Annotated in this window: 17 protein-coding genes; 12 read left to right on the top strand and 5 right to left on the bottom strand. The window is 66.8% G+C overall.

Annotated features, from left to right (window positions below):
- Positions 1-134 precede the first annotated feature (134 nt).
- From dnaN to gyrB, 3 genes are all read left to right on the top strand, one after another.
- On the top strand, positions 135-1,235 hold the full coding sequence (dnaN, locus tag K344_RS0113685; RefSeq protein WP_028081142.1) for a DNA polymerase III subunit beta: 1,101 nt from the start codon (positions 135-137) through the stop codon (positions 1,233-1,235).
- A 25-nt stretch (positions 1,236-1,260) separates the two neighbouring features.
- Positions 1,261-2,337, top strand: a complete 1,077-nt coding sequence (recF, locus tag K344_RS21745; protein ID WP_051362227.1) for a DNA replication/repair protein RecF — start codon at positions 1,261-1,263, stop codon at positions 2,335-2,337.
- 72 nt (positions 2,338-2,409) lie between these two features.
- Positions 2,410-4,899 (top strand): DNA topoisomerase (ATP-hydrolyzing) subunit B, encoded by a 2,490-nt coding sequence (gene gyrB / locus K344_RS0113675; RefSeq protein ID WP_028081141.1) that lies wholly within the window; start codon positions 2,410-2,412, stop codon positions 4,897-4,899.
- Positions 4,900-4,914: 15 nt separating this feature from the next.
- Here gyrB and K344_RS0113670 read toward each other — a convergent pair whose 3' ends face one another.
- Positions 4,915-5,508, bottom strand: a complete 594-nt coding sequence (locus K344_RS0113670; protein ID WP_028081140.1) for a hypothetical protein — start codon at positions 5,506-5,508, stop codon at positions 4,915-4,917.
- A 10-nt stretch (positions 5,509-5,518) separates the two neighbouring features.
- Entirely contained in the window at positions 5,519-7,885 is a 2,367-nt protein-coding gene (locus tag K344_RS21740; RefSeq protein ID WP_043114480.1) for a penicillin-binding protein 1A, read from the bottom strand.
- Positions 7,886-8,076: 191 nt separating this feature from the next.
- On the opposite strand from K344_RS21740, the gene K344_RS0113660 reads away from it, so the two are divergent.
- The 8 genes from K344_RS0113660 (at position 8,077) to K344_RS0113625 (ending at position 15,961) form a co-directional block, all read left to right on the top strand.
- A complete protein-coding gene (locus K344_RS0113660; protein ID WP_051362226.1) occupies positions 8,077-9,165 on the top strand; it encodes a pilus assembly protein PilM in 1,089 nt (362 codons plus the stop codon).
- On the top strand, positions 9,162-9,752 hold the full coding sequence (locus tag K344_RS0113655; protein WP_028081138.1) for a PilN domain-containing protein: 591 nt from the start codon (positions 9,162-9,164) through the stop codon (positions 9,750-9,752). The genes K344_RS0113660 and K344_RS0113655 overlap by 4 nt, the downstream gene beginning before the upstream one ends.
- Positions 9,749-10,390: a type IV pilus inner membrane component PilO gene (locus tag K344_RS0113650; RefSeq protein WP_028081137.1), complete on the top strand. Its 642-nt coding sequence runs from the start codon at positions 9,749-9,751 to the stop codon at positions 10,388-10,390. The genes K344_RS0113655 and K344_RS0113650 overlap by 4 nt, the downstream gene beginning before the upstream one ends.
- Positions 10,387-10,893 (top strand): pilus assembly protein PilP, encoded by a 507-nt coding sequence (locus K344_RS0113645; RefSeq protein WP_028081136.1) that lies wholly within the window; start codon positions 10,387-10,389, stop codon positions 10,891-10,893. The genes K344_RS0113650 and K344_RS0113645 overlap by 4 nt, the downstream gene beginning before the upstream one ends.
- 20 nt (positions 10,894-10,913) lie before the next feature.
- Complete coding sequence (locus K344_RS0113640; protein ID WP_028081135.1) at positions 10,914-12,992, top strand: type IV pilus secretin PilQ; 2,079 nt, start codon at positions 10,914-10,916, stop codon at positions 12,990-12,992.
- Positions 12,993-13,131: 139 nt separating this feature from the next.
- Positions 13,132-13,665 (top strand): shikimate kinase AroK, encoded by a 534-nt coding sequence (gene aroK, locus K344_RS0113635; RefSeq protein WP_028081134.1) that lies wholly within the window; start codon positions 13,132-13,134, stop codon positions 13,663-13,665.
- A 42-nt stretch (positions 13,666-13,707) separates the two neighbouring features.
- A complete protein-coding gene (gene aroB / locus K344_RS0113630) occupies positions 13,708-14,802 on the top strand; it encodes a 3-dehydroquinate synthase (protein ID WP_028081133.1) in 1,095 nt (364 codons plus the stop codon).
- A 4-nt stretch (positions 14,803-14,806) separates the two neighbouring features.
- Positions 14,807-15,961: a deoxyguanosinetriphosphate triphosphohydrolase gene (locus K344_RS0113625; protein WP_028081132.1), complete on the top strand. Its 1,155-nt coding sequence runs from the start codon at positions 14,807-14,809 to the stop codon at positions 15,959-15,961.
- Between the two features lie 64 nt (positions 15,962-16,025).
- Here the strand turns inward: K344_RS0113625 and K344_RS24470 are convergent, their stop codons facing one another.
- From K344_RS24470 to K344_RS0113610, 3 genes are all read right to left on the bottom strand, one after another.
- The gene (locus K344_RS24470; protein WP_051362225.1) at positions 16,026-17,066 is read right to left on the bottom strand and encodes a YXWGXW repeat-containing protein; all 1,041 of its coding nucleotides are present in this window, start codon (positions 17,064-17,066) and stop codon (positions 16,026-16,028) included.
- 109 nt (positions 17,067-17,175) lie between these two features.
- Entirely contained in the window at positions 17,176-17,595 is a 420-nt protein-coding gene (locus K344_RS0113615; protein ID WP_028081131.1) for a PIN domain-containing protein, read from the bottom strand.
- A 4-nt stretch (positions 17,596-17,599) separates the two neighbouring features.
- Positions 17,600-17,860 (bottom strand): type II toxin-antitoxin system Phd/YefM family antitoxin, encoded by a 261-nt coding sequence (locus K344_RS0113610; protein WP_028081130.1) that lies wholly within the window; start codon positions 17,858-17,860, stop codon positions 17,600-17,602.
- A 214-nt stretch (positions 17,861-18,074) separates the two neighbouring features.
- Here K344_RS0113610 and gltB point away from each other — a divergent pair, with 214 nt between their 5' ends.
- Positions 18,075-22,541, top strand: a complete 4,467-nt coding sequence (gene gltB, locus K344_RS0113605) for a glutamate synthase large subunit (RefSeq protein WP_028081129.1) — start codon at positions 18,075-18,077, stop codon at positions 22,539-22,541.
- Positions 22,542-22,617: the final 76 nt, after the last annotated feature.

Raw genomic sequence — 22,617 nt, 5'->3', positions numbered from 1 at the left:
TCGGGTTTCGCGGCCGTTATTTTCGTGTAAGCTTTTGATTTATAAGTAAAATAATTAGTTATCTACAGGCGGGGCGGCGGCTTATTGTTGTTAGCCTGTAAATCTATCGAATGCAAGAATGATTGGACCAGTCTATGAAACTGCAAGTCGGGCGAAATGAGCTGCTGTCGGCGCTGTCGGCCGTGATTGGTGTCGTCGAGCGCCGGCAGACCTTGCCGGTGCTTTCGAACTTCCTGCTCGACTTGCGAGATGACGAGCTGGTGGTCACCGGCACCGATCTCGAGATCGAACTCGAAGCGCGTGCGCGCGTACAGAATCTGTCGCCCGGCCGGGCGACGGTGCCGGCGCGCAAGCTGTTCGATATCTGCCGCGGCCTGCCGGAAGGTGCCGAGATCAGCCTCGACGTCAGCGGCGACAAGGCGCTGCTCAAGTCCGGCCGCAGCCGTTATTCGCTGTCCTGCCTGAAGGCGGAGGAATTTCCGTCCCTGGGTCGCGTCGCCGAAGGCAAGACGCTGGCGCTGCCGCGCCAGCAGCTGAAAGGCATCATCGAGCGCACGCAGTTCGCGATGGCGCAGCAGGATGTGCGCTATTACCTCAACGGCACGCTGCTCGAAGTCGACGCGAAACGGGTGCGCGCCGTGGCCACGGACGGCCATCGCCTTGCGCTCAGCGAGGTGGAAATGGCGACCGGCATCGGCGAACGGATCCAGGTCATCGTGCCGCGCAAGGCGGTGCTCGAGCTGCAGCGCCTGCTCGACGCAACCGAAGAACCGGCGACGGTCAAGATCGGCGCGACGCAGATCGAGGTCGATCTCGATGTGGTGCGCCTGACCACGAAGCTGATCGACGGGCGTTTTCCGGACTACGAGCGCGTCGTGCCCGAATCGGGCGACAAGAAGCTGCAGGCCGACCGAGAAACCGTGAAGCGCGCTCTGGCCCGGACGGCCATTCTGTCGAACGAGAAATTCCGTGGGGTGCGGCTGACGATCGAGGGCAGCAAGCTGAGCCTGCAGACGCACAATCCCGAGCACGAGGAGGCGGAAGAGGATCTCGAGGTCGGTTACGAAGGCGGCCCGATCGAGATCGGCTTCAACGTGAATTACTTGCTCGACGCGCTCGGCGCGCTGGGCAGCGAGCAGTTCGTCATGGAGCTGAAGAACGCCGATTCGAGCGGACTGATTCATGCCGCCGACGATCTCTCGAGCAAGTATGTCGTGATGCCGATGCGCCTCTGAAGCGGCGCTCGCTACATGGACGCGCATGCAGATCGTCCAGCTCCGCGCTGACAATTTCCGCCGCTTCGAACATCTGAGCCTGCCGCAGAACCGACCGTTCTCCGGCAGGCTCAATTTGTTTGTGGGCGAGAACGCGGCCGGAAAAACCACCTTGCTCGAAATGCTGTACTGCCTGAACCGCGGCCGGTCCTTTCGTGGTACCTCGCCCCAGGAATTGCTCGGCAAGGGCAAGGCGCAGTGGACCGTGTTCAGCAAGCTGCGCTCGACCAACGGCTTCGAGCACGCCGTGGGACTGCAGTGGAGCAGCAGCGGCGTGCAGGCGCGGATCGACGGCAAGCCCGCCGTCGCCAGCGAACTGTTGCGGCTGGCCCCGGCGCAGATTCTCGAACCGGGTATGCACAAGATCCTGCTGGATGGGCCGACGTATCGGCGCAGCTTCATCGACTGGGGCGTGTTCCACGTGGAACACGTCTTCCTGGATGCCTGGCGTCGCTATCGGCGAGCCCTGAGACAGCGAAACCAGCTCTTGCGGCAGCAGCGCAGCGAGCGGGAGATCGCCGCCTGGGAACCGGAACTGGCCGAGAGCGGGGACGTCATTCATCGGCTGCGGCTCGCACATCTGCAGAGAATCGCTCCCAGAGCCCGGCAGCGCATTCAGGCCTTGCTCGCCGAAGGTGAATGGGAATTTGAGTTGCATCCCGGCTGGCCGGCGCAGTCCAGCCTGCGCGAGGTCCTGGCTCAGCAACGCAAGCGCGACCTGCAATTCGCGACGACTATGAACGGCCCACACCGCGCGGAGCTGAAGATCAGAGCCGGCGAGCGTTCCGTGCGCAACCGGATCAGCCGTGGCCAGCAGAAGTTGTTGCTGGCGGCCCTGCTGCTGTCACAGTGCGAGGAAATTCATGCACAGGCTGGCGTTGCGCCGATTCTGCTCGTCGATGACTTCACGGCCGAATTGGCTGTCCACTATCAGCGAGCTTTTCTGGGCGAGCTGCAAGCCTATGCCGGTCAAGTCTTTATCACGGCGTTCGAGCTGAACGAAGTCCTGCAGCGCGCCGCGCCTGCGGTGTTCCACGTGGAACATGGTACCGCGCATGACTGACCCCATATAAAGGCCATATCCCCAGTTTTATGCACAGGGCATGGCGACGGCCAGTGCTAAAATTACATCTTCATGTCCGAGTTGAACCCGATGACTGCGCAGCCGACTCCCGCCTACGACGAATCCAGCATCCAGCAGCTTGAGGGCCTCGAAGCGGTTCGCAAACGTCCCGGCATGTACATCGGCGATACCTCCGACGGCACCGGCCTGCATCACATGGTGTTCGAGGTCGTCGACAACGCGATCGACGAGGCGCTGGCCGGTCATTGCGACGACATCGTCGTGACCATTCACGCCGACAACTCGATTTCCGTCACCGACAACGGCCGCGGCATTCCGGTCGGCGTGAAGTTCGACGACAAGCACGAGCCGAAACGCACGGCGGCCGAGATCGTCATGTGCGTGCTGCACGCCGGCGGCAAGTTCAACCAGAACAGTTACAAGGTTTCCGGCGGCCTGCACGGCGTCGGCGTGTCCTGCGTCAACGCCCTGAGCAAGTGGCTCAAGCTGACGATCCGCCGCGACGGCAAGAAGCACTTCATCGAGTTCCACCGTGGCAACGCCGCGGATCGCCTGATCGAGGTGCAGAACGGCGTCGAGGTGTCGCCGCTGAGGGTCATCGGCGATACCGACAAGCGCGGCACGGAAGTCCATTTTCTTGCCGACGAGGACATCTTCGGCAAGGTCGAATATCACTACGAAGTGCTCGCCAAGCGCCTGCGCGAACTCTCTTTTCTCAACAACGGCGTGCGCATCCGCCTGATCGACGAGCGCACCGGCAAGGAAGAGGATTTCGCCTTCGCGGGCGGCGTGCGCGGCTTCGTCGACTACATCAACAAGGCGAAGACTGTCCTGCATCCGACGGTGTTCCACTCCAGCGGCATCGCCAAGGTGCCGGTTGGCTCCGGCCCGGTCATCGACGTGGCCGTGGAAGTGGCGATGCAGTGGAACGACAGCTACCAGGAGCAGGTGCTGTGTTTCACCAACAACATCCCGCAGTCCGACGGCGGTACGCACCTGACCGGCCTGCGTGCGGCGATGACGCGCGTCATCAACAAGTTCATCGAGGAAAACGAATACGCCAAGCGCGCCAAGGTCGACGTCACCGGCGATGACATGCGTGAAGGCCTGGCCTGCGTGCTGTCGGTCAAGATGCCGGATCCGAAATTCGCCTCGCAGACCAAGATGAAACTGGTGTCGAGCGAAGCCCGACCGGCGGTCGAGGAAGTCGTCGCCGAAAAGCTGGCGGAGTTCCTCCTCGAGCGCCCGACCGAGGCAAAGACCATCTGCAACAAGATCGTCGAAGCCGCGACCGCGCGTGAGGCGGCGCGCCGGGCCCGTGAAATGACGCGGCGCAAAGGCGTGCTCGACGGCATCGGTCTGCCGGGCAAGCTGGCGGATTGCCAGGAAAAGGATCCGGCGAAGTCGGAGCTGTTTCTGGTCGAGGGTGATTCCGCCGGTGGTTCGGCGAAGCAGGGTCGTGATCGCCAGTTCCAGGCGATCCTGCCGCTGAAGGGCAAGATCCTGAACGTCGAGCGAGCGCGCCTGGAGAAGATGTTGTCCTCGCAGGAAGTGGCGACGCTGATCACGGCTCTCGGCTGCGGCATCGGCAAGGACGAGTTCAAGCCTGAGAAGCTGCGCTACCACCGCATCATCATCATGACGGACGCCGACGTCGACGGCGCGCACATCCGCACGCTGCTGCTGACGTTTTTCTACCGCCACATGTACACGCTGGTGGAGCGCGGCCACGTCTACATCGCGCAGCCGCCGCTGTACAAGCTCAAGAGCGGCAAGACCGAAACCTACGTGAAGGACGATCACGAGCTCAACGAATGGCTGATCGGCACCGCGCTCGATGAGGCGAGCCTGAGCGCGGCCGGGGGCGCCGTACCGCACGACACCCTGGCGGCGTTGACGCGCGAGTATGCCGCGGTCAATGAAATGATCGAGCGGCTCGGCCGGCGTTATGACCACCACGTGCTCAGCGAGTTGGCGCGCCTGTCGCCGGTTCCGGAGAGCGACGAGGCGCTGGCCGTCTGGGAGAAGGCTTATGCCAAGGCGCTGAATGGCGAGGGCCTACGCGGTCATTTCCGCGTCGCCGCCCGCCGCAGTCCGGAAGGCCCCCTCGTCGAGGTTACGCGCCTCATACATGGAAACGAGCAAGTAATTGCTTTCAATAGCGATTTCTTCTCGGGAACCGATTATCAGCGGATTGCGGCCCTGCGTCTGCGCTTGCGCGAACTCGGCGGCGAAAGCCTGCTCGTGAAGCGTGGCGAGCGCGGCAGCACCGTCCCGCACTTCGATGCCGCCTACGACTGGCTGCTCAGCGAAGCCCGCCGCGGCCTGCATATCCAGCGCTACAAGGGTCTCGGCGAGATGAATCCCGAGCAGCTCTCGGAAACGACCCTGGAACCGAAGAACCGGCGCCTGGTGAAAGTCGATGTCGAAGACGTCGTCGCCGCCGACCAGATCTTCACGACCCTGATGGGTGAGCAGGTCGAGCCGCGCCGCGAGTTCATCGAGAAGAACGCGCTGCTGGTCGGCAATCTCGACCTCTGAGCGCGCCGCCGCGTTTCAGCGGCTGCCGGCGGCGAGGCGTTCAGCCTCGTCGAGACCGAGGCGCCGGTAGGGCGCGCCGTCGTTCGGGCTCAAGGGCGGGCGATGCAGCTCGTCGTGGGGAAACACGGCGATGTCGACGCCGACGCCCTCGAGCTCGAAGCGCGCGAGCGGAATGGCGATCTCGCGGCCATCCGAATAGCGATAGCGGCGTTCGCCTTCATCGAAATCGATGCCGAGCTCGAGCAGGAACACGTCGAGCGCTTCGGCCTGATCGGCGAACACGTGCAACTGCAGGCGGTGCGCCGCCGTCACCGCCCCGCTCACCGCGCCGCCGGTCAGTCGCGGTTCGAAGGACTCGAGCCGACGCATGAGCCGCGGCGCCAGCGCCCGCATGCGCCGCAGGCGCGTTTCGTAGGCCGCGCCGCCGAACAGGCGCAGGTAGTCGATGACCGCCGCTTCGACGCGCGCGTTGTCCGGCAGCGGCGTGCGCGGCGGCAGGCCGAGCCGCTCCAGCGCCTTGAGCTTGGCGCCACGGTAATCGGTCAGCGCCTCCTCGCAGATGATGCGCGCGGCCTCTTCGGCGATGCCGCTGCGGTCGGGAACGATCATGGCGATCTCGTCAGTAGAGATCCTCGAGACCGGCCTTGTTCGGATCATGTTCCTCGCTGGTCTCGGCTTCCGGCACATGATCCTGCTGCACGGTCTCGAAGATCGCGTCGCCGGTGCCGGCGCGCGCCAGCTTGCCGGTCCGCGGATCGATGCGGACCTCGACCAGGCCCGGCGGCCGCGGCAGGCGCTCCTGCGGTACGCCCTTGAGCGCGCTGCGCATGTAATCGATCCAGATCGGCAGCGCGGCGCGCGCGCCGACCTCGCCGCGACCGAGCGGCGTCGGCTGGTCGTAGCCGACCCAGGCGACGCCGACTTCGGTCTTCTGGAAACCGTTGAACCAGGCATCGGTCTCGTCGTTGGTCGTGCCGGTCTTGCCGGCCAGATCGTCGCGGCCCAGTTCGCGCACTTTCGCTGCCGTGCCGCGCACCGTGACGTCATGCATCATGTCGGTGATCAGCCAGATGATCTGCGCTTCGATCGCGCGCGGCGCCAGATCGTCGGCCGGCGGCGTGCCGGCGGCGACCTGCGCCGCCGAATCGGCGTTCGCCGCCTCGGCGAGACGCTGTTCGACGCATTCGCTGCAGGCGCGCTTCGGCTTGGCGCTGTACAGCACCTGGCCGTTCGCGTCGCGCACTTGGGCGAGGAAATACGGATCGACGACGAAGCCGCCATTGGCGATCGTCGCATAGCCACGCGCCATTTCCAGCGGCGTGAACACGGCGCTGCCGAGCGCCATGGTCAGATCGTTCGGCAGGCGGTCGGCGGGCATGCCGAAGCGCGGCACGTACTGGCGTGCGTAATCAATGCCGATGGCCTGCAGCAGGCGGATCGACACCAGATTGCGCGACTGCACGAGCGCTTCGCGCAAGCGCATCGGGCCTTTCAGATCATCCTCGAAATTCTCCGGACGCCAGCTCGAATCGACGGACGGGTCGTCGAACACCACCGGCGCGTCGAGGAAGATCGACGCCGGCGTGAAGCCGTAGGCGAGTCCGGCCGAATAGAGAAAAGGCTTGAAGCCGGAGCCGGCCTGGCGCCGCGCCTGCGTCACGCGGTTGAACTTGTTGGCGTAGAAATCGAAGCCGCCGATCAGGGCCTCGATGGCGCCATCCGTCGGGTTCAGGGCGACGAATGCGGCCTGCGCCGCCGGCACTTCGGCGAGGCGCCAGCGCTCGCCGACACGGCGCACGCGCACCACGTCGCCGGCGGCGAGCGGCTTCTTGCCGAGATTGGCCCAGGCGAAGTCGTCCCTGGCGAGCGTGATCAGCGTGTCGCGCGTCAGCAGCTTCAGCTGATCGGGCGCGTAGGACACCACCGCGGCGGCGACCAGCCCGGCGACCGGCGGTCGCGCGTCGAGCGCCGCCATCAACTGGCCGTGGCCGGTTTCGCTGAGCACGTCGGCCGGCAGGCGTGCTTCCGGGCCGCGCCAGCCGTGCCGCTCGTCGTAATCGAGCAGCGCCTTGCGCAGCGCCGCGTTGGCAGCCAGCTGCTTGCCGGACTCGATCGTGGTGATCGCCGTGAGGCCGCGCGTGTAGGCGGCTTCGCCGTACTGCTCGACCAGCTGCGCGCGCGCCATCTCGGCGACGTAGGCGGCGTCGACGTCGACCTTGGCCTGGTATGGATGCACCGTCACCGCTTCGGCGCGCGCCGCCTGGTATTCGAGGTCGGAAATGAAGCCGAGCGTGCGCATGCGCGACAGCACGTAGTCGCGCCGCTCGCGGGCACGCTGCGGATTGGCGACCGGGTTGTCGCGCGACGGCGCCTTCGGCAGGCCGGCGATGACCGCGATCTCCGACAGCGACAGCTCGTGAATGTCCTTGCCGAAATAGACGAGCGCGGCGGCGCCGACGCCGTAAGCGCGTTCGCCGAGGAAAATCTTGTTGAGATACAGCTCGAGGATTTCCTGCTTCGAGAGCTGATGCTCGATGCGCGTCGCCAGCACGATCTCCTTGATCTTGCGCGTGAAGGTACGCTCGTTCGTCAGGAACACGTTGCGCGCCAGCTGCATGGTGATGGTGCTGCCGCCCTGCGCGCGCTCGCCCGAGCTGGCGAGCTTGAGCGCGGCCCGCGTCAGACCCTGCCAGTCGAAGCCGGGGTGCTCGAAAAAGCGATCGTCCTCGGCGGCGAGGAAGGCGTGGATGACGTTCTGCGGAATGTCATCGTAGTGCAGCAAGGCGCGGCGCTCGGCGCCGAACTCGCCGATCAGCTTGCCGTCGCGGCTGAGGACGCGCAGCGGCACCGACAGCTGCAGCTGCTTGAGGCTGTCCACCGACGGCAGGTCCCGGCCCAGATAGGAGGCGGCCGCGAACAGGGCGGCGGCGCCCAGCAGCGCGAGCGCCAGCAAGCCGAGCGTCGTAGCGAGAATCCAGCGTTTCATCTTTCCACCCAGAGTCGCTGCGAGCGGGCCTGACAGGCTTGGCGAGCGAGCAAAATGTTTACTTCAGCTTCAGATAGTTGCCCGCCGAACCTAGCGTTGCATGGAAAGAGCTTTCCGCTATAGTACGGTGCCGGGGCGAAAAGTGTTTCGGGCTCCGGGGGGAAAGTCAACGCACGCTGTACGGGGCCTTTATGGCGATCAAGACATCGCTGTTTGGCGGGGGTGATCAGCATCTCATCGGCATGGACATCAGTTCCAGTTCGGTGAAGCTGCTGGAGCTGACGCGCAAGGGAGAGCGATACCACGTCGAGACCTACGCCGTGGAACCCTTGCCGCCGAACGCGGTTTCCGACAAGCAGATCGCGGAACCCAAGCTGGTGGCGGAAGCCATCGGCCGTGCGGTCAATCGTGCCGGCACGCGCACCCGGCAGGTCGCCGTCGCGGTGTCCGGCGCCGCGGTGATCTCCAAGATCATCGAAATGCCGGCCTCGCTCTCGGACGACGAGATGGAAGAGCAGATCCGCGCCGAAGCCGACCAGTACATCCCCTACCCGATCGACGAAGTGAACATCGACTTCGAGATCGTCGGCAAGAACGGCAAGAACAGCGAAATGGTCGACGTGCTGCTCGCCGCCTGCCGCAAGGAACAGGTCGATCAGCGAGGCGCGGCGCTGGAACTCGCCGGCCTCAAGCCGAAGATCGTCGACATCGAAACCTACGCGCTGGAAAACGCCAGCCTGTTCCTCGAACACCAGATGCCGGACGGCGGCAAGGGCCGCACGGTGGCCATCGTCGATATCGGCGCCAACACCACGTCGGTGCTGATCCTGCACGACCGCCATACGATCTACACGCGCGACCAGGCCTTCGGCGGCCGCCAGCTGACCGAGGAGATCATGCGCCACTACGGCATGTCCTTCGATGAGGCGATGCGCGCCAAGCACGACGGCAGCCTGCCGGAGGATTACGCGAGCGACGTGCTGCCGAACTTCGTCGCCGACGTGGCGATGCAGATCGACCGCTCGCTGCAGTTCTTCTTCTCGGCGGTCACCCAGTACACGCACATCGACCAGCTGATCCTCGCCGGCGGCTGCGCGAGGATCGCCGGCATCGACACCGAGATCCAGGAGCGCCTGCGCATCCCGACCGTGATCGCCAGGCCCTTCGCGCAGATGAGCGTCGGCGCGCGCGCGCGTCCGGCCAATCTGGCCAAGGACGAAGCCTCGCTGCTGATCGCCTGCGGACTCGCGTTCCGCGCCTTCGACGAGCCGAAAAAATGACGACGCGCATCAATCTGCTCGACTGGCGCAAGGAGCGCCGCGAACGGCGCAAGCGCGAATTCGCCGGCGTGATGGGCCTCGGCGCGCTCGCCGCCGTGGCGATCGTCGGCGCTTCCTGGGCGGCGATGACCGGCGCGGTCGACAGCCAGAACCAGCGCAACGAGCGTCTGCGAGCCGAGATCCGCGAGATGGATCAGAAGATCAAGGAGATCGCCGAGCTCGAGAAGGTCAAGAACAATCTGCTCGCCCGCATGCGCGTGATCGAGGAGCTGCAGGCGAACCGCGCGGCGACCGTGCATTTCTTCGACGAGATCGTCAACACGCTGCCGGAAGGCGTGAGTCTCACCGGCGTCAAGGAAAGCGGTGACCGCGTCACCATCGACGGCGTCGCCGATTCGAACGGACGCATCTCCACCTACATGAAGAATCTCGACGCCTCGCCGTGGTTCAGCGATCCGCGCCTGGTGGTCATCCGCAGCAGCGACCGCAACCGGCAGCGCAAGTCCGATTTCACGCTCAGCGTGAAGGCGCTGAACCGGCCCAAGGAAAAGGGCGCGCCGACGGAAGACAGCGAGGTGACGGAATGAACGCGCAGGACATCATCCGTCAGCTGCGGACCCTGGATGCCAACAACCCGGGCGCCTGGCCGACGTGGGCGCGTTACGCGGCCGCCGTGCTGTTCGCCGCGCTGCTCATCGCCGCCGGCGTCTGGGTCCTGGTCAAGCCGGTCAAGGAGGAACTCGACGAGGCGCGGGCCGAGGAGCAACGCCTGCGCGCGGACTTCGAGACCAAGCAGAAGAAGGTGGCCGCGCTCGACGCCTACCGCGAACAGCTGGCCGAGATGGAGACCTCGTTCGGCGCCATGCTCAAGCAGCTGCCGAGCAAGGCCGAGGTGGCGAACCTGCTCAACGACGTCTCGCAGGCGCGCATCGCCAACAGCCTCGAGGAAGAGCTGTTCGAGCCGCAGGGCGAGGTCCCCAAGGAGTTCTACGCCGAGATCCCGAACAAGATCGTCGTCGTCGGCGAATATCACGAGATGGGCGGCTTCGCCAGCGCCGTCGCCGCGCTGCCACGCATCGTGACGATCGAGGACGTCGAGATCCGGCCGACCAGCGCCAAGACCGGCGCCAATGCCGCGACGCAGCTGCGCATGACGGCGCTGGCGAAAACGTACCGCTATCTCGACGATGGCGAAATCGCGGTTCAGCAGGGGCGGAAGAAATGATCCGCGCAATTTCTCTGTGCGTGCTGGTCGTCGCCGCGACGATGAGCGCCTGCGGCGGCGGCGGCAGCGACCTCGACCGCTACATCGCCGAGGTCAAGGCGCGCAAGTCGAAGGACATCGAGCCGATTCCGCAGATCAAGCCCTATCAGCCGTTCGAGTACGTGGCGGCCGATCGTCGCGATCCTTTCGTCTTCGTCGAACGCAGCGAGCGCGCCAACGCCAACGGGCCGAAGCCCGACATGCGGCGCAACAAGGAACCGCTCGAAGAGTTCCCGCTCGACGCGCTGCGCATGGTCGGCATCATCACGACGCCGCAGGGGACCTATGCGCTGATCAAGGCGCCGGATGCGGTGGTGCATCGCGTGTCGATCCATAACCACCTGGGCCAGAACTACGGTGAGATCGTCGCCATCTCCGAATCGGAAGTCAGCCTGCTGGAGCTGGTGCCGGATGGTTTCGGCGGCTGGACGCAGCGCCCGGCCAGCCTCGCGCTGAGCCAGTGAAGAAATACCAGGGAGTCATCATGTTGAAGCTCACCGTCCGCTGGTCGAAACACATCGTCGGCGTGCTGATGCTGCTCGGCACCACGCTCGCCCAGGCCCAGGGTCCGGCGCGTCTGCTGCAAGGCATCGATTTCGTCGCGCAGCCCGGCGATCGCGTGCTGTTGACGCTGACCCTGTCCGACGCGGCGCCGCAACCGGCGGTGTTCACCGTCGACAAGCCGGCGCGCATCTCGATCGACCTGCCGGATACCGGCATCGCGCTCACCGAGCGCTATCGCAAGATCGGCGTCGGCAGCGTGGCCGGCGTGGCCACGGTCGAGAGCGGCGGCCGCACGCGCGTCGTCGTCGAGCTGACGCAGAGCGCGCCCTACCAGCTGCGTACCGAGGGCAACAAGCTGCTCGTGCAGATCGAAAACACGGGCGCCGGCGCCACGGCGGCGCGCGCCGAGGCGGCGGTCGACGCGGCCGGCGCGAGCGCGATCAGCAACGTCGACTTCCGGCGCGGCGAGCAGGGCGCCGGCCGTGTCGTCGTCGGCCTCAGCAATCCGCGCGCCGTGGTCGACGTGCGCGACGATGGCGGCAAGATCGTCGCCGTGTTCAAGAACACCAGCGTGCCGGACAAGCTGATGCGTCGCCTCGACGTTCTGGATTTCGCGACGCCGGTGAAGTACGTCGACATCAAGCGCGACGGTCTCAACACGCAGGTCGTGGTCACGCCGACGTCCGGCGCCGAGTTCGACCAGTCCGCTTACCAGTCGGCCGGACAGTTCACCATCGAACTGCAGCCGCTGACGCAGGAAAAGCTCGAAGCGCGCAAGCGCGACGAACCGCAGTACAAGGGCGAGCGCATCTCGCTGTCCTTCCAGAGCATCGACATCCGCGCACTGCTGCAGATCATCGCCGACGTCGCCGGCGTCAACATGGTGATCAGCGATTCGGTGAAGGGCGACATCGCCATGCGCCTGCAGAACGTGCCCTGGGACCAGGCGCTCGACATCGTCCTGCGCAGCAAGGGACTCGGCATGCGCCAGCAGGGCAATGTGATGATGGTGGCGCCGGTCGAGGAGATCGCGCAGCGCGAGAAGGCCGAGCTGGAGGCGCAGAAGCAGAAGACCGAGCTGGCGCCGCTGCGCTCCGAGATCATCCAGGTCAACTATGCGAAAGCCTCCGACATCAAGGCCCTGCTCGGCGCCGACAAGACCTCGCTGCTCACCGAGCGCGGCCGCGTCACGGTCGATGAGCGCACCAACACCCTGCTCGTGCTCGAGACGCGCGACAAGATCGACGAGATTCGCCAGCTGGTCGGCCGCCTCGACATTCCCGTGCGGCAGGTGCTGATCGAGTCGCGCATCGTCGTCGCCAACGAGGACTTCGCGCGCGAAGTCGGCTCGCGCTTCGGCGTCAGCACCATCGGCAACGTCGGCAATACGCGCATCGGCCAGAGCGGCAACAACTCCGGCTCGCGCGACGTGCTCAACGGCGCGATCCCCGACCTCAGCGATTCCTATATCGTCAACCTGCCGACCTCCAGCGCCGCGCCGTCGATCGGCTGGACGATTCTCGGCTCCGACTTCCAGGTCGATCTCGAACTGCAGGCCCTGCAGACCGAAGGCCGCGGCGAGGTGATCTCCTCGCCGCGCGTCGTCACCGCCAACGGCAAGCAGGCCGTCATCGAACAGGGCCAGGAAATCCCCTACGTGACGTCCAGCGGCAACCAGGGCGCCAACACGCAGTTCAAGAAGGCCGTGCTGTCGCTGACGGTGTCGCCGCAGATCACGCCGGACAACCGCGTGATCATGGATCTCAACGTCACCAACGACAGCGTCGGCTCCGACGTCAACACCGGCACCGGCGGGCAGGCGCCGGCCATCGACACGCGCAAGCTCGACACCCAGGTGCTGATCCGCAGCGGCGATACCGTCGTGCTCGGCGGCATCTTCCAGCGTTCGCGCACCAACTCGCAGTCGAAGGTGCCGCTGCTCGGCGACATCCCGCTGCTCGGCTTCCTGTTCAGCAACAGCGATCGCAGCGACACTAAGCGCGAGCTGCTGATCTTCGTCACGCCGAAGGTGCTGCAGGAAGGCCTGAAGGTCGATTGATCGACGCGGGGCCGCGAGGCCCCGACCCCTCGGCGGCGCGGCCACCATCGGCCGCCGTTTGCCGCGATAATGCGCCGCCGTGCCGGCCGCGTGCCGGCGCATCCAGCGACCCCAGCGACCCCATCGCCTCGCGTCACGCATGCACCACGCCCGCAACATCTTCCTGATCGGCCCGATGGGCGCCGGCAAGACCACGATCGGTCGACGCCTTGCCGAACGGCGCGGCCTGGCGTTCGTCGACAGCGACCACGAAATCGAGGCGCGCACCGGCGTCGACATTCCATACATCTTCGAGAAGGAAGGCGAAGCGGGTTTTCGCAAGCGCGAAAGCCAGGCGATCGCCGAGCTGACGCAGCGCAGCGGCATCGTGCTGTCGACCGGCGGCGGCGCCGTGCTCGATGCCGGCAACCGGCAGCTGCTGGCCAGCCGCGGCTTCGTCGTCTATCTGCACGCCGGCGTCGAGCAGCAGCTCCAGCGCACCGCCCGTGCCGACAACCGCCCGCTGCTGCGCGCCGCCGCCGACCGGCGCGCCGTGCTTGCGTCGCTGTTCGAGATGCGCGACCCGCTGTACCGCGAGATCGCCGACCTGGTGCTCGACACCGATGGCCGCAACGCGCGCGGCCTCGTGCAGGAGATCGAGCGCCGCCTCGACGGCGAGCCGAGGCCGTTTTGATACGATGCGCGGCGCTCCGACGTGCCCGCCCCTATCCCGTGCATGAACACCCTCGACGTCGAACTCGGTCCGCGCCGCTATCCGATCCACATCGGCGCCGGCCTGCTGGCACGCGCCGAACTTTATGGCGAGGTGCGCGGCCGGCCGCTGCGGCTGCTGACCGATGCCACCGTCGCCACGCACTATCTCGCGACGGTGCGTGACACCCTGCGTCTCGACGCGACGCAGGTCCTCGTGCTGCCGGCCGGCGAAGCGACGAAGACCATGGCGAACGTCGAGCGCGTGATGGACTGGCTGCTCGACACGCGCCTGCCGCGCGACGGCGCGCTGGTCGCGCTGGGCGGCGGCGTGATCGGCGATCTCGCCGGTTTCTGCGCGGCGATCTACCAGCGCGGCATCGACTTCGTGCAGATTCCGACCACGCTGCTGGCGCAGGTGGATTCCTCGGTCGGCGGCAAGACCGGCGTCAATCATCCGCGCGGCAAGAACATGATCGGGGCCTTCCACCAGCCGCGCCTCGTGCTCGCCGACACCGACACCTTGCGCACGCTGCCGCCGCGCGAACTCGGCGCCGGGCTCGCCGAGGTGATCAAGTACGGCATGCTCGGCGACGCCGCCTTCTTCGCTTGGCTCGAAGCGCAGCTCGACGCCCTGCGCGCGCTCGATGCCGCGGCGCTGACGCAGGCGATCCGCCGCAGCTGCGAGATGAAGGCGGCAATCGTCGCGCTCGACGAGCGCGAATCGCTGGCCGGCGGCGCCGGTCCGCGCGCGCTGCTCAATCTCGGCCACACCTTCGCGCACGCGATCGAGACCTACACGCATTACAGCGAGTGGCTGCACGGCGAAGCGGTGGCGACCGGCCTGTGCATGGCCGCCGATCTGTCGGCCCGGCTCGGCTGGCTCGCGCGCGAGGACGCGCAGCGTTGCGTGCGCCTGGTCGAGCGCGCCGGTCTGCCGAGCCGCCCGCCCGCCGGCATGCGCAGCGACGACTTCCGCGCGCTGATGAGTCTCGACAAGAAGGTCGCGAGCGGCAAGCTGCGCCTGATCCTGATGAAGAAGCTCGGCGAGGCGCTCGTCAGCGGCGACTTCGATCCGGCGGCGCTCGACGCCACGCTGCGGCACTACTGCGCCGGCTGAGGCCATGCCCTTCGAACTCGCGCCCTACGCCGCCGACGAGACGCGCTCGCGCGGCCGCCGGCACGACGAGGGCGGCTCCGGGCATCGCAGCCAGTACCAGCGCGATCGCGACCGCATCATTCATTCGGCCGCGTTCCGCCGCCTCGAATACAAGACGCAGGTCTTCGTCAATCACGAGGGCGATCTGTTCCGCACGCGGCTCACGCACTCGGTCGAGGTCGCGCAGATCGCGCGCACCATCGCCCGCGCGCTGCGCCTGCACGAGGATCTCTGCGAGGCGGTCTCGCTCGCGCACGACCTCGGCCACACGCCGTTCGGGCACGCCGGCCAGGACGCGCTCAACGAGTGCATGAAGCCTTACGGAGGTTTCGAACACAATGCGCAATCGCTGCGCGTGGTCGACGAACTCGAGGACAAGTACGCCGAGTTTCGCGGGCTCAACCTGATGTTCGAGACGCGCGAAGGCATTCTCAAGCACTGCAGCAAGGCGCGCGCCGCGCAGCTCGGCGATGTCGCCGAGCGCTTCCTGACGAACCGCCAGCCGACCCTGGAAGCGCAGCTCGCCAATCGCGCCGACGAGATCGCCTACAACAATCACGACATCGACGATGGCCTGCGCGCGCGCCTGCTGACGATCGAGCAGCTGCGTGGCGTCGAACTGTTCCGTCGTCATCACGACGAGGTGCTGGCGCGCTACGGCACGATCACGCCGAAGCAGCAGCGCCACGAGACGATCCGCCGCATCATCAACACCCTGGTCACCGATCTGCTCGCGCACACGCGGCGCACGCTCGAGCAGGCGCGCGTCGAGACGCTGGACGATGTCCGCGCGCGGTCCCTGCCGCTGGTCGGCTACTCGGCGGAAGTGAGCGCGCAGAGCAACGAGCTGAAGCGCTTCCTCATGGAGCACCTGTATCGCCATCATCAGGTCTACCGCATGATGGTGAAGGCGCGGCGCGTGATTCAGGCGCTGTTCGACGCCTTCATCAACGACGCCAAGCTCCTGCCGCCCGACTTCCATGCCGAGGCGTGCAGGCTCGATGCGCTGGAAGGTCTGAACGGCCGCGCGCGCGTCGTCGCCGACTACATCGCCGGCATGACCGACCGCTACGCGCTCGACGAGTACGAACGCCTTTTCGATCCGCGCCGTCTGCGCTGATGCGCGCCGCCGCCGGCCGGCCCGCGTGAGGGGCGCAGCCTGGTCCGCGCGCGGACGCCGATCGCTAGCGGCGTTCCTCCTTCGGCCGCGGCTCGGGATGCTTCTGCGGGCGCGGGCCGCCGCCGGCGCCCTGCGGACCTTGCCGCGGTGCCGCGCCGCGTTGCGCCGCGCGCGGATCCATCATCGGCGGCGGGCGCTGCGCCTGGGGCCGACCACCCGGCTCGTCCTGCGGCTCACGCCTCTGCGGCGGCGGCATCGGGCGCTGCCGCGCCTGCTCCTGCTGGCGACGCAAATCCCGTTGCGCCTGCCGGTCGCGCTGCGCGGCATCATCATCACGGTCGTCGCGATCGATGCGTGCGCCTGAATCGCGATGGTCGTTCGGGCTCTTGTCGTCGCCGCGCGGGTTCTGGCGCGCATCGCGATCGTCACGATCTTCGAAGCTCTGCGGCGGTCTGCCGCGATTCTCCGAGGCCGCCATGCGCCGGTCCTGGCGCGCGTGGTCTTCGAGGCGACGCTGTTCGTCGGTCGCGTCGAAGTGCCGCTGCCGTGTATAAGCCTCGTCGTCGCGGCTCGGCCGCGCCCGCGTGCCGCCGTCGCCGCCGTTGTAGCTGACGCGGTCGACGGTGATGTTGTTCACCGTGACCTTGCGCTCGTAGACGTTCCGCACACGGGTCACGTCGACGCGGTTGACAGTCCGGTTGTAGTAGAAGACGCGATCGCGCCAGTAGCCCCCTGCGTAGCCGTAGCCGGTATAGCCGTAGCCGTAGTTGATGCCGCCGTAATAGCCGACGCGCGGACCCCAGTAGCCGGCATGCCAGACATAGACGCCGTCCGCCCAGCCCCAGTAGCCCGGCGTCCACAGCATGCCGACCGGCGCGATGACCCATGCGCCCGGCACCCAGTAATAGTCGTCGCCGTTCCAGGCCCAGTAGCCCGGCGTCCACACGTAGCCGGGGCCCGGGCACCAGGGCTGTTCGTAAACCGGCAGCGGCGGCGGCGCGGTGTTGACGGAAATGAACACGGAGGTCGACGCGCGGGCAGAGCAGGGCGCGACCACCGCCAAGGCCAGCAGGGCCGCCGACACGCGGAACCAGAGAGTTGCCATGACACGTCTCCACAGGACGGCGCAAATGCTGGGCCCGCGACACTGAATCCGGTCTGAAGTGAGACGCTTCGTTACGTCCGCCGCCGCCGCCGCGCCGCGCGTGCCGCCGCTAGGGTCGGAACCAGTCCTCGACGCGCAGGCCGGCGATGCCGGCGAAGGCGCTGGCGTTGCGCGTCACGAGCGCCAGTTCGCGCGTCGCCGCGATCGCCGCCTGCTGGCCATCGAGCAGCGACCAGGCGCGCCGCGCCCGCTCCGGCTCGTGCCGCGCCAGCCAGCTCGCCGCCTCGCCGTCGAAGGGCAGCACCGGCGGCCCGCTGCGCAGCAGCTCGGCGACGAAATCGAGCAGCCGCTGGCGCCGCTCGCCGGCGTGCATCAGTTCGATGCCGCGCTGCAGCGCATAGCTCGCCGGCGCGGCGAGGGCGCACAGCGCCTGGCGCTGCTGGAACAGCGTGAACACGCGCCGGTTGCCGTTCGGCCGCGACAGTTCGGCGATCACCGGCAGGTCGAGCAGGTGGCTCAGCTTCGCCATGGCGCTAGAGCTCGCGCCAGCGCTCGAGTTCGGCCGGCGTGATGCCCTCGAGTCCGGCCGGCAGATCCTGGCGCCAGGACTGCGCCCAGGCGGCGAAATCGGCGGCGCCGGCCGCCGCCGACTTGAGGCGCGCGTACTCGGCCTCCGACAGCAGCACCGCGACCGGCTGGCCGCGGCGCGTGACCTGCACCGGCGCGCCTTCCTCGGCCTCGTAAAGAAGCTCGGTCAGACGGTTCTTGGCATCGGCGATCGACACCGCTTTCATCGCTGGCCTCCGCGCAGCCTGGCCGCAAATGGCCATCTAGATAGCCATTTTAATGGAAGCCAAGTACTTGATTCAAATAGGCACGAATCCTGCTCGCGAAATCCCTCCGGCGATCGCTTGCGGCCCCGGGGTGGGCTCTCTAAGGTCCCGCTCCCACCCCGCCGAGCGCGGGGCGTCGGCGTCTGCGCCGGTCCGTCATCCAGGAGCAAGCCTCATGTACAGCCAGCCCGTCGGTCTCTACTGGCCGGATTTCGAGAAGGACAGCTGCGGCTTCGGCCTGATCGCCCACATGGACGATCAACCCTCGCACAAACTCGTGCAGACCGCGATCACCGCGCTGGCGCGCATGACCCACCGCGGCGCCGTCGCCGCCGACGGCAAGACCGGCGACGGCTGCGGCCTGCTGATGAAGAAGCCGGACAAGTTCCTGCGCGGCGTCGCCGCCGAGCTCGGCTTCGATCTCGGCGGCGGCGAGTACTGCGTCGGCAACATCTTCTTCGCGCAGGACAAGGGCAAGCGCGAACGCGCGCGCGCCGTGCTCAAGGAAAGCCTGGAACTGCAGGGCCTGAAGCTCGCCGGCTTCCGCATCGTGCCGACCGACAATGCCGCGCTCGGCGAGGAAGCGCTGAAGAACGTGCCGGTGGTCGAGCAGGTGTTCGTGTCGGCGTCGAAGGAACTGCACAAGTTCGCCTTCGAGCTGAAGCTGTTCAAGGCGCGCCGCCGCACCGAGAAGCTGGTGGCGGCCGAGGGCGACGCCGAGTTCTACATCACGCACCTGTCCTGCCGCGTGCTGGTCTACAAGGGCCTGGTCATGCCCGAGTACCTGCCGACCTTCTTCCCGGACCTCGCCAGCCCGGCGCTGGAATCGTCGATGTGCGTGTTCCATCAGCGCTTCTCGACCAACACCACGCCGCAGTGGAAGCTCTGCCATCCGTTCCGCTACCTGGCGCACAACGGCGAGATCAACACCATCTCCGGCAACCGCAAGTGGGCGCAGGCACGCGCCAAGAAATTCCAGTGCGAGGCCTTCCCGGACATCGAGGAAATCACGCCGCTGGTGTCGATGAGCGGCTCGGACTCGCAGTCGCTCGACAACATGCTCGAAGTGCTGCTCGCCGGCGGCATGGACGTGTTCCAGGCGATGCGCGCGCTGGTGCCGCCGGCCTGGCAGAACGTCGAGGACCTCGATTCCGACGTGCGCGCCTTCTACGAATACAACTCGGTCAACATGGAGCCCTGGGACGGCCCGGCCGGCATCGTGCTGACCGACGGCCGCTACGCCGCCTGCGCGCTCGATCGCAACGGCCTGCGCCCGGCGCGCTACGTCATCACCTCCGATCGCCACATCGTGCTCGCCTCGGAGATCGGCGTGCACGACTTCAAGTCGCAGGACGTGGTCGAGAAGGGCCGCCTGCGGCCGGGCGAGATCCTCGCCGTCGACACCGAGTCCGGCGCGCTGCTGCGTCCGGAAGACATCGACAAGATGCTGGCCTCGCGCAAGCCGTACAAGCAGTGGCTGAAGACCAAGATGAAGCGCGTCGAGGCCTCGCTGTCCGACGATCCGAGCGCGCTCGACGTGATGCCGCCGGACACGGTGGCGACGTATCACAAGATGTTCCAGCTGACCTTCGAGGAGCGCGACCAGGTGCTGCGCCCGGCGGCCGAGGCCGGCCAGGAAGCGGTCGGCTCGATGGGCGACGACACGCCGTTCGCGGTGCTGTCGCAGGGACCGCGCTCGGTCTACGACTACTTCCGGCAGATGTTCGCGCAGGTCACCAACCCGCCGATCGATCCGCTGCGCGAACAGATCGTCATGTCGCTCGAATGCCAGCTCGGCGCCGAGAAGGGCATGTTCGACGAAACGCCGGAGCGCGCCGCGCGCCTGCTGATCGATTCGCCGATCCTCTCCGAGGCCAAGTTCAAGAAGCTGCTGGCGATCGGCAACGAGGATGCGGCGTTCGCGCACCACATCATCGACCTCAACTACGACCCGCAAGTCGGCCTGCAGGCGGCGATCGACCATCTCTGCGAAGAGGCGGTCGGCGCGGTGCGCAGCGGCAAGGTCGTGCTGGTGCTGTCGGACCGCGCGATCGAGCGCGGCAAGCTGCCGATGCACGCCCTGCTAGCCACCGGCGCCGTCAACAACCATCTCGTGCGCGAAGGCCTGCGCTGCGACTGCAACATCGTCGTCGAGACCGCGACCGCGCGCGATCCGCACCAGTTCGCCTGCCTGATCGGCTACGGCGCATCCTGCATCTATCCGTATCTCGCCTACGCGACGCTCTACGAAATGGTCCGTTCGGGCCAGATCAAGAACAAGCCGGTCGAGGCGCTGGCGCTGTCGTACCGCAAGAGCATCAACAAGGGTCTGTACAAGATCATCTCGAAGATGGGCATCAGCACCATCTCGAGCTATCGCGGCGCGCAGCTGTTCGAGATCGTCGGCCTGTCCGCGGAAATCGTCGGCCGCTGCTTCGAGGGCACGGTGTCGCGCATCCAGGGTGCGCGCTTCGTCGACCTCGAGGCCGAGCAGCAGGAACTCGCCGACATCGCCTGGAGCGCGCGCAAGCCGATCGCCCAGGGCGGCCTCTACAAGTTCGTGCACGGCGGCGAATACCACGCCTACAACCCGGACGTCATCGCCACGCTGCAGAAGGCGGTGAAGACCGGCGACTACGGCGACTACAAGGTCTACGCCGCGCACGTCAACGAGCGCCCGGTCGCCACCATCCGCGATCTGTTCAAGCTCAAGGACAGCGGCTCGATTCCGCTCGACGACGTCGAGCCGGTCGAGGCCATCCTCAAGCGTTTCGACTCCGCCGGCATGTCGCTCGGCGCGCTGTCGCCGGAAGCGCACGAGGCGCTGGCGATCGCCATGAACCGCCTCGGCGGCCGCAGCAACTCGGGCGAAGGCGGCGAAGACCCGGCGCGCTACGGCACCGAGAAGATGTCGAAGATCAAGCAGGTCGCGTCCGGCCGCTTCGGCGTCACGCCGGAGTATCTGGTCAACGCCGAGGTGCTGCAGATCAAGGTCGCGCAGGGCGCCAAGCCCGGCGAAGGCGGCCAGCTGCCCGGCGACAAGGTCAACGAGCAGATCGCCCGCCTGCGCTATGCCAAGCCCGGCGTCGCGCTGATCTCGCCGCCGCCGCATCACGACATCTACTCGATCGAAGACCTCGCGCAGCTGATCTTCGACCTCAAGCAGGTCAACCCGCAGGCGCTGGTCTCGGTGAAGCTGGTCTCCGGTCCCGGCGTCGGCACCATCGCGGCCGGCGTGGCCAAGGCCTATGCCGATCTCATCACCATTTCCGGCTACGACGGCGGCACCGGCGCCTCGCCGCTGACCAGCGTGAAGTACGCCGGCACGCCCTGGGAACTCGGCCTGTCGGAAACGCACCAGACGCTGCGCATGAACAATCTGCGCGACAAGGTGCGCGTGCAGACCGACGGCGGCCTGAAGACCGGCCTCGACGTCATCAAGGCGGCGATCCTCGGCGCCGAGAGCTTCGGCTTCGGTACCGCGCCGATGGTCGCGCTCGGCTGCAAGTACCTGCGCATCTGCCATCTCAACAACTGCGCGACCGGTGTCGCCACGCAGAACGCCACGCTGCGCGCGAACTACTTCATCGGCCTGCCCGAGATGGTGATGAACTACTTCAAGTTCGTCGCCGAGGAAACGCGCGAGTGGATGGCCCGCCTCGGCGTGCGCACGATCCAGGAACTGATCGGCCGCACCGATCTGCTCGAAGTCGCCGAGGCGCCGACCGACAAGGCGCGCCACCTCGATCTCTCGCCGATTCTCGAATCGGCCGGCATGGTGCTGCCGAGCGCGCAATACTGCATGTTCAACAACGAGCCGTTCGACAAGGGCGAGCTCGCCGAGGCGATGCTGCAGGACTGCCTGCCGGCGATCGAGCACAAGACCGGCGGCATCTTCCATTACTCGGTCAGCAACCGGCACCGTTCGATCGGCGCGCGCCTGTCCGGCGAGATCGCGCGGCGCTGGGGCTCGCTCGGCATGAGCGACAAGCCGATCACCATCAAGCTCAAGGGCGCGGCCGGTCAGAGCTTCGGCGTGTGGAACGCCGGCGGTCTGCATCTCGAGCTCGAGGGCGACGCCAACGACTTCGTCGGCAAGGGCATGGCCGGCGGCCGCATTGTCGTCAAGCCGCCGCGCGGCGTGCGTTACGAGACGCGCGAGGCGGCGATCATCGGCAACACCTGCCTGTACGGCGCGACCGGCGGCACGCTGTACGCGGCCGGCATGGCGGGCGAACGCTTCGCCGTGCGCAACTCGGGCGCGCATGCCGTCGTCGAAGGCTGCGGCGATCATGGCTGCGAGTACATGACCGGCGGCAGCGTCGTCATCCTCGGCCGCACCGGCGTCAACTTCGGCGCCGGCATGACCGGCGGCTTCGCCTACGTGCTCGACGAGAAGCGCACCTTCGTCGACCGCTATAACCACGAGCTGATCGACATCCACCGCGTCGTCTCCGAATCGATGGAGGCGCACGAAAACTATCTGCGCAAGCTGGTGCAGGACTACGCCAACGTCACCGGCTCGAAGTGGGCGCAGCAGATTCTCGGCGACTGGGCCGACTACGTCGGCAAGTTCTGGCTGGTGAAGCCGAAGGCCGCCGAGATCGGCTCTTTGATCGACTCCGTGCGCGCCGCCGCATAGCGGCGCGCACGGAGTCGGTGATTCGTGATGGGTGATTTGTGATCCGTGCAAATGCAAATCGGCCGTTACGAATCAC

This window comes from Solimonas soli DSM 21787, assembly GCF_000474945.1.
Lineage (GTDB): Bacteria > Pseudomonadota > Gammaproteobacteria > Nevskiales > Nevskiaceae > Solimonas > Solimonas soli.
The sequence above is the reverse complement of the archived record's forward strand: the minus strand, read 5'-3'. Positions and strand labels throughout refer to the sequence as shown.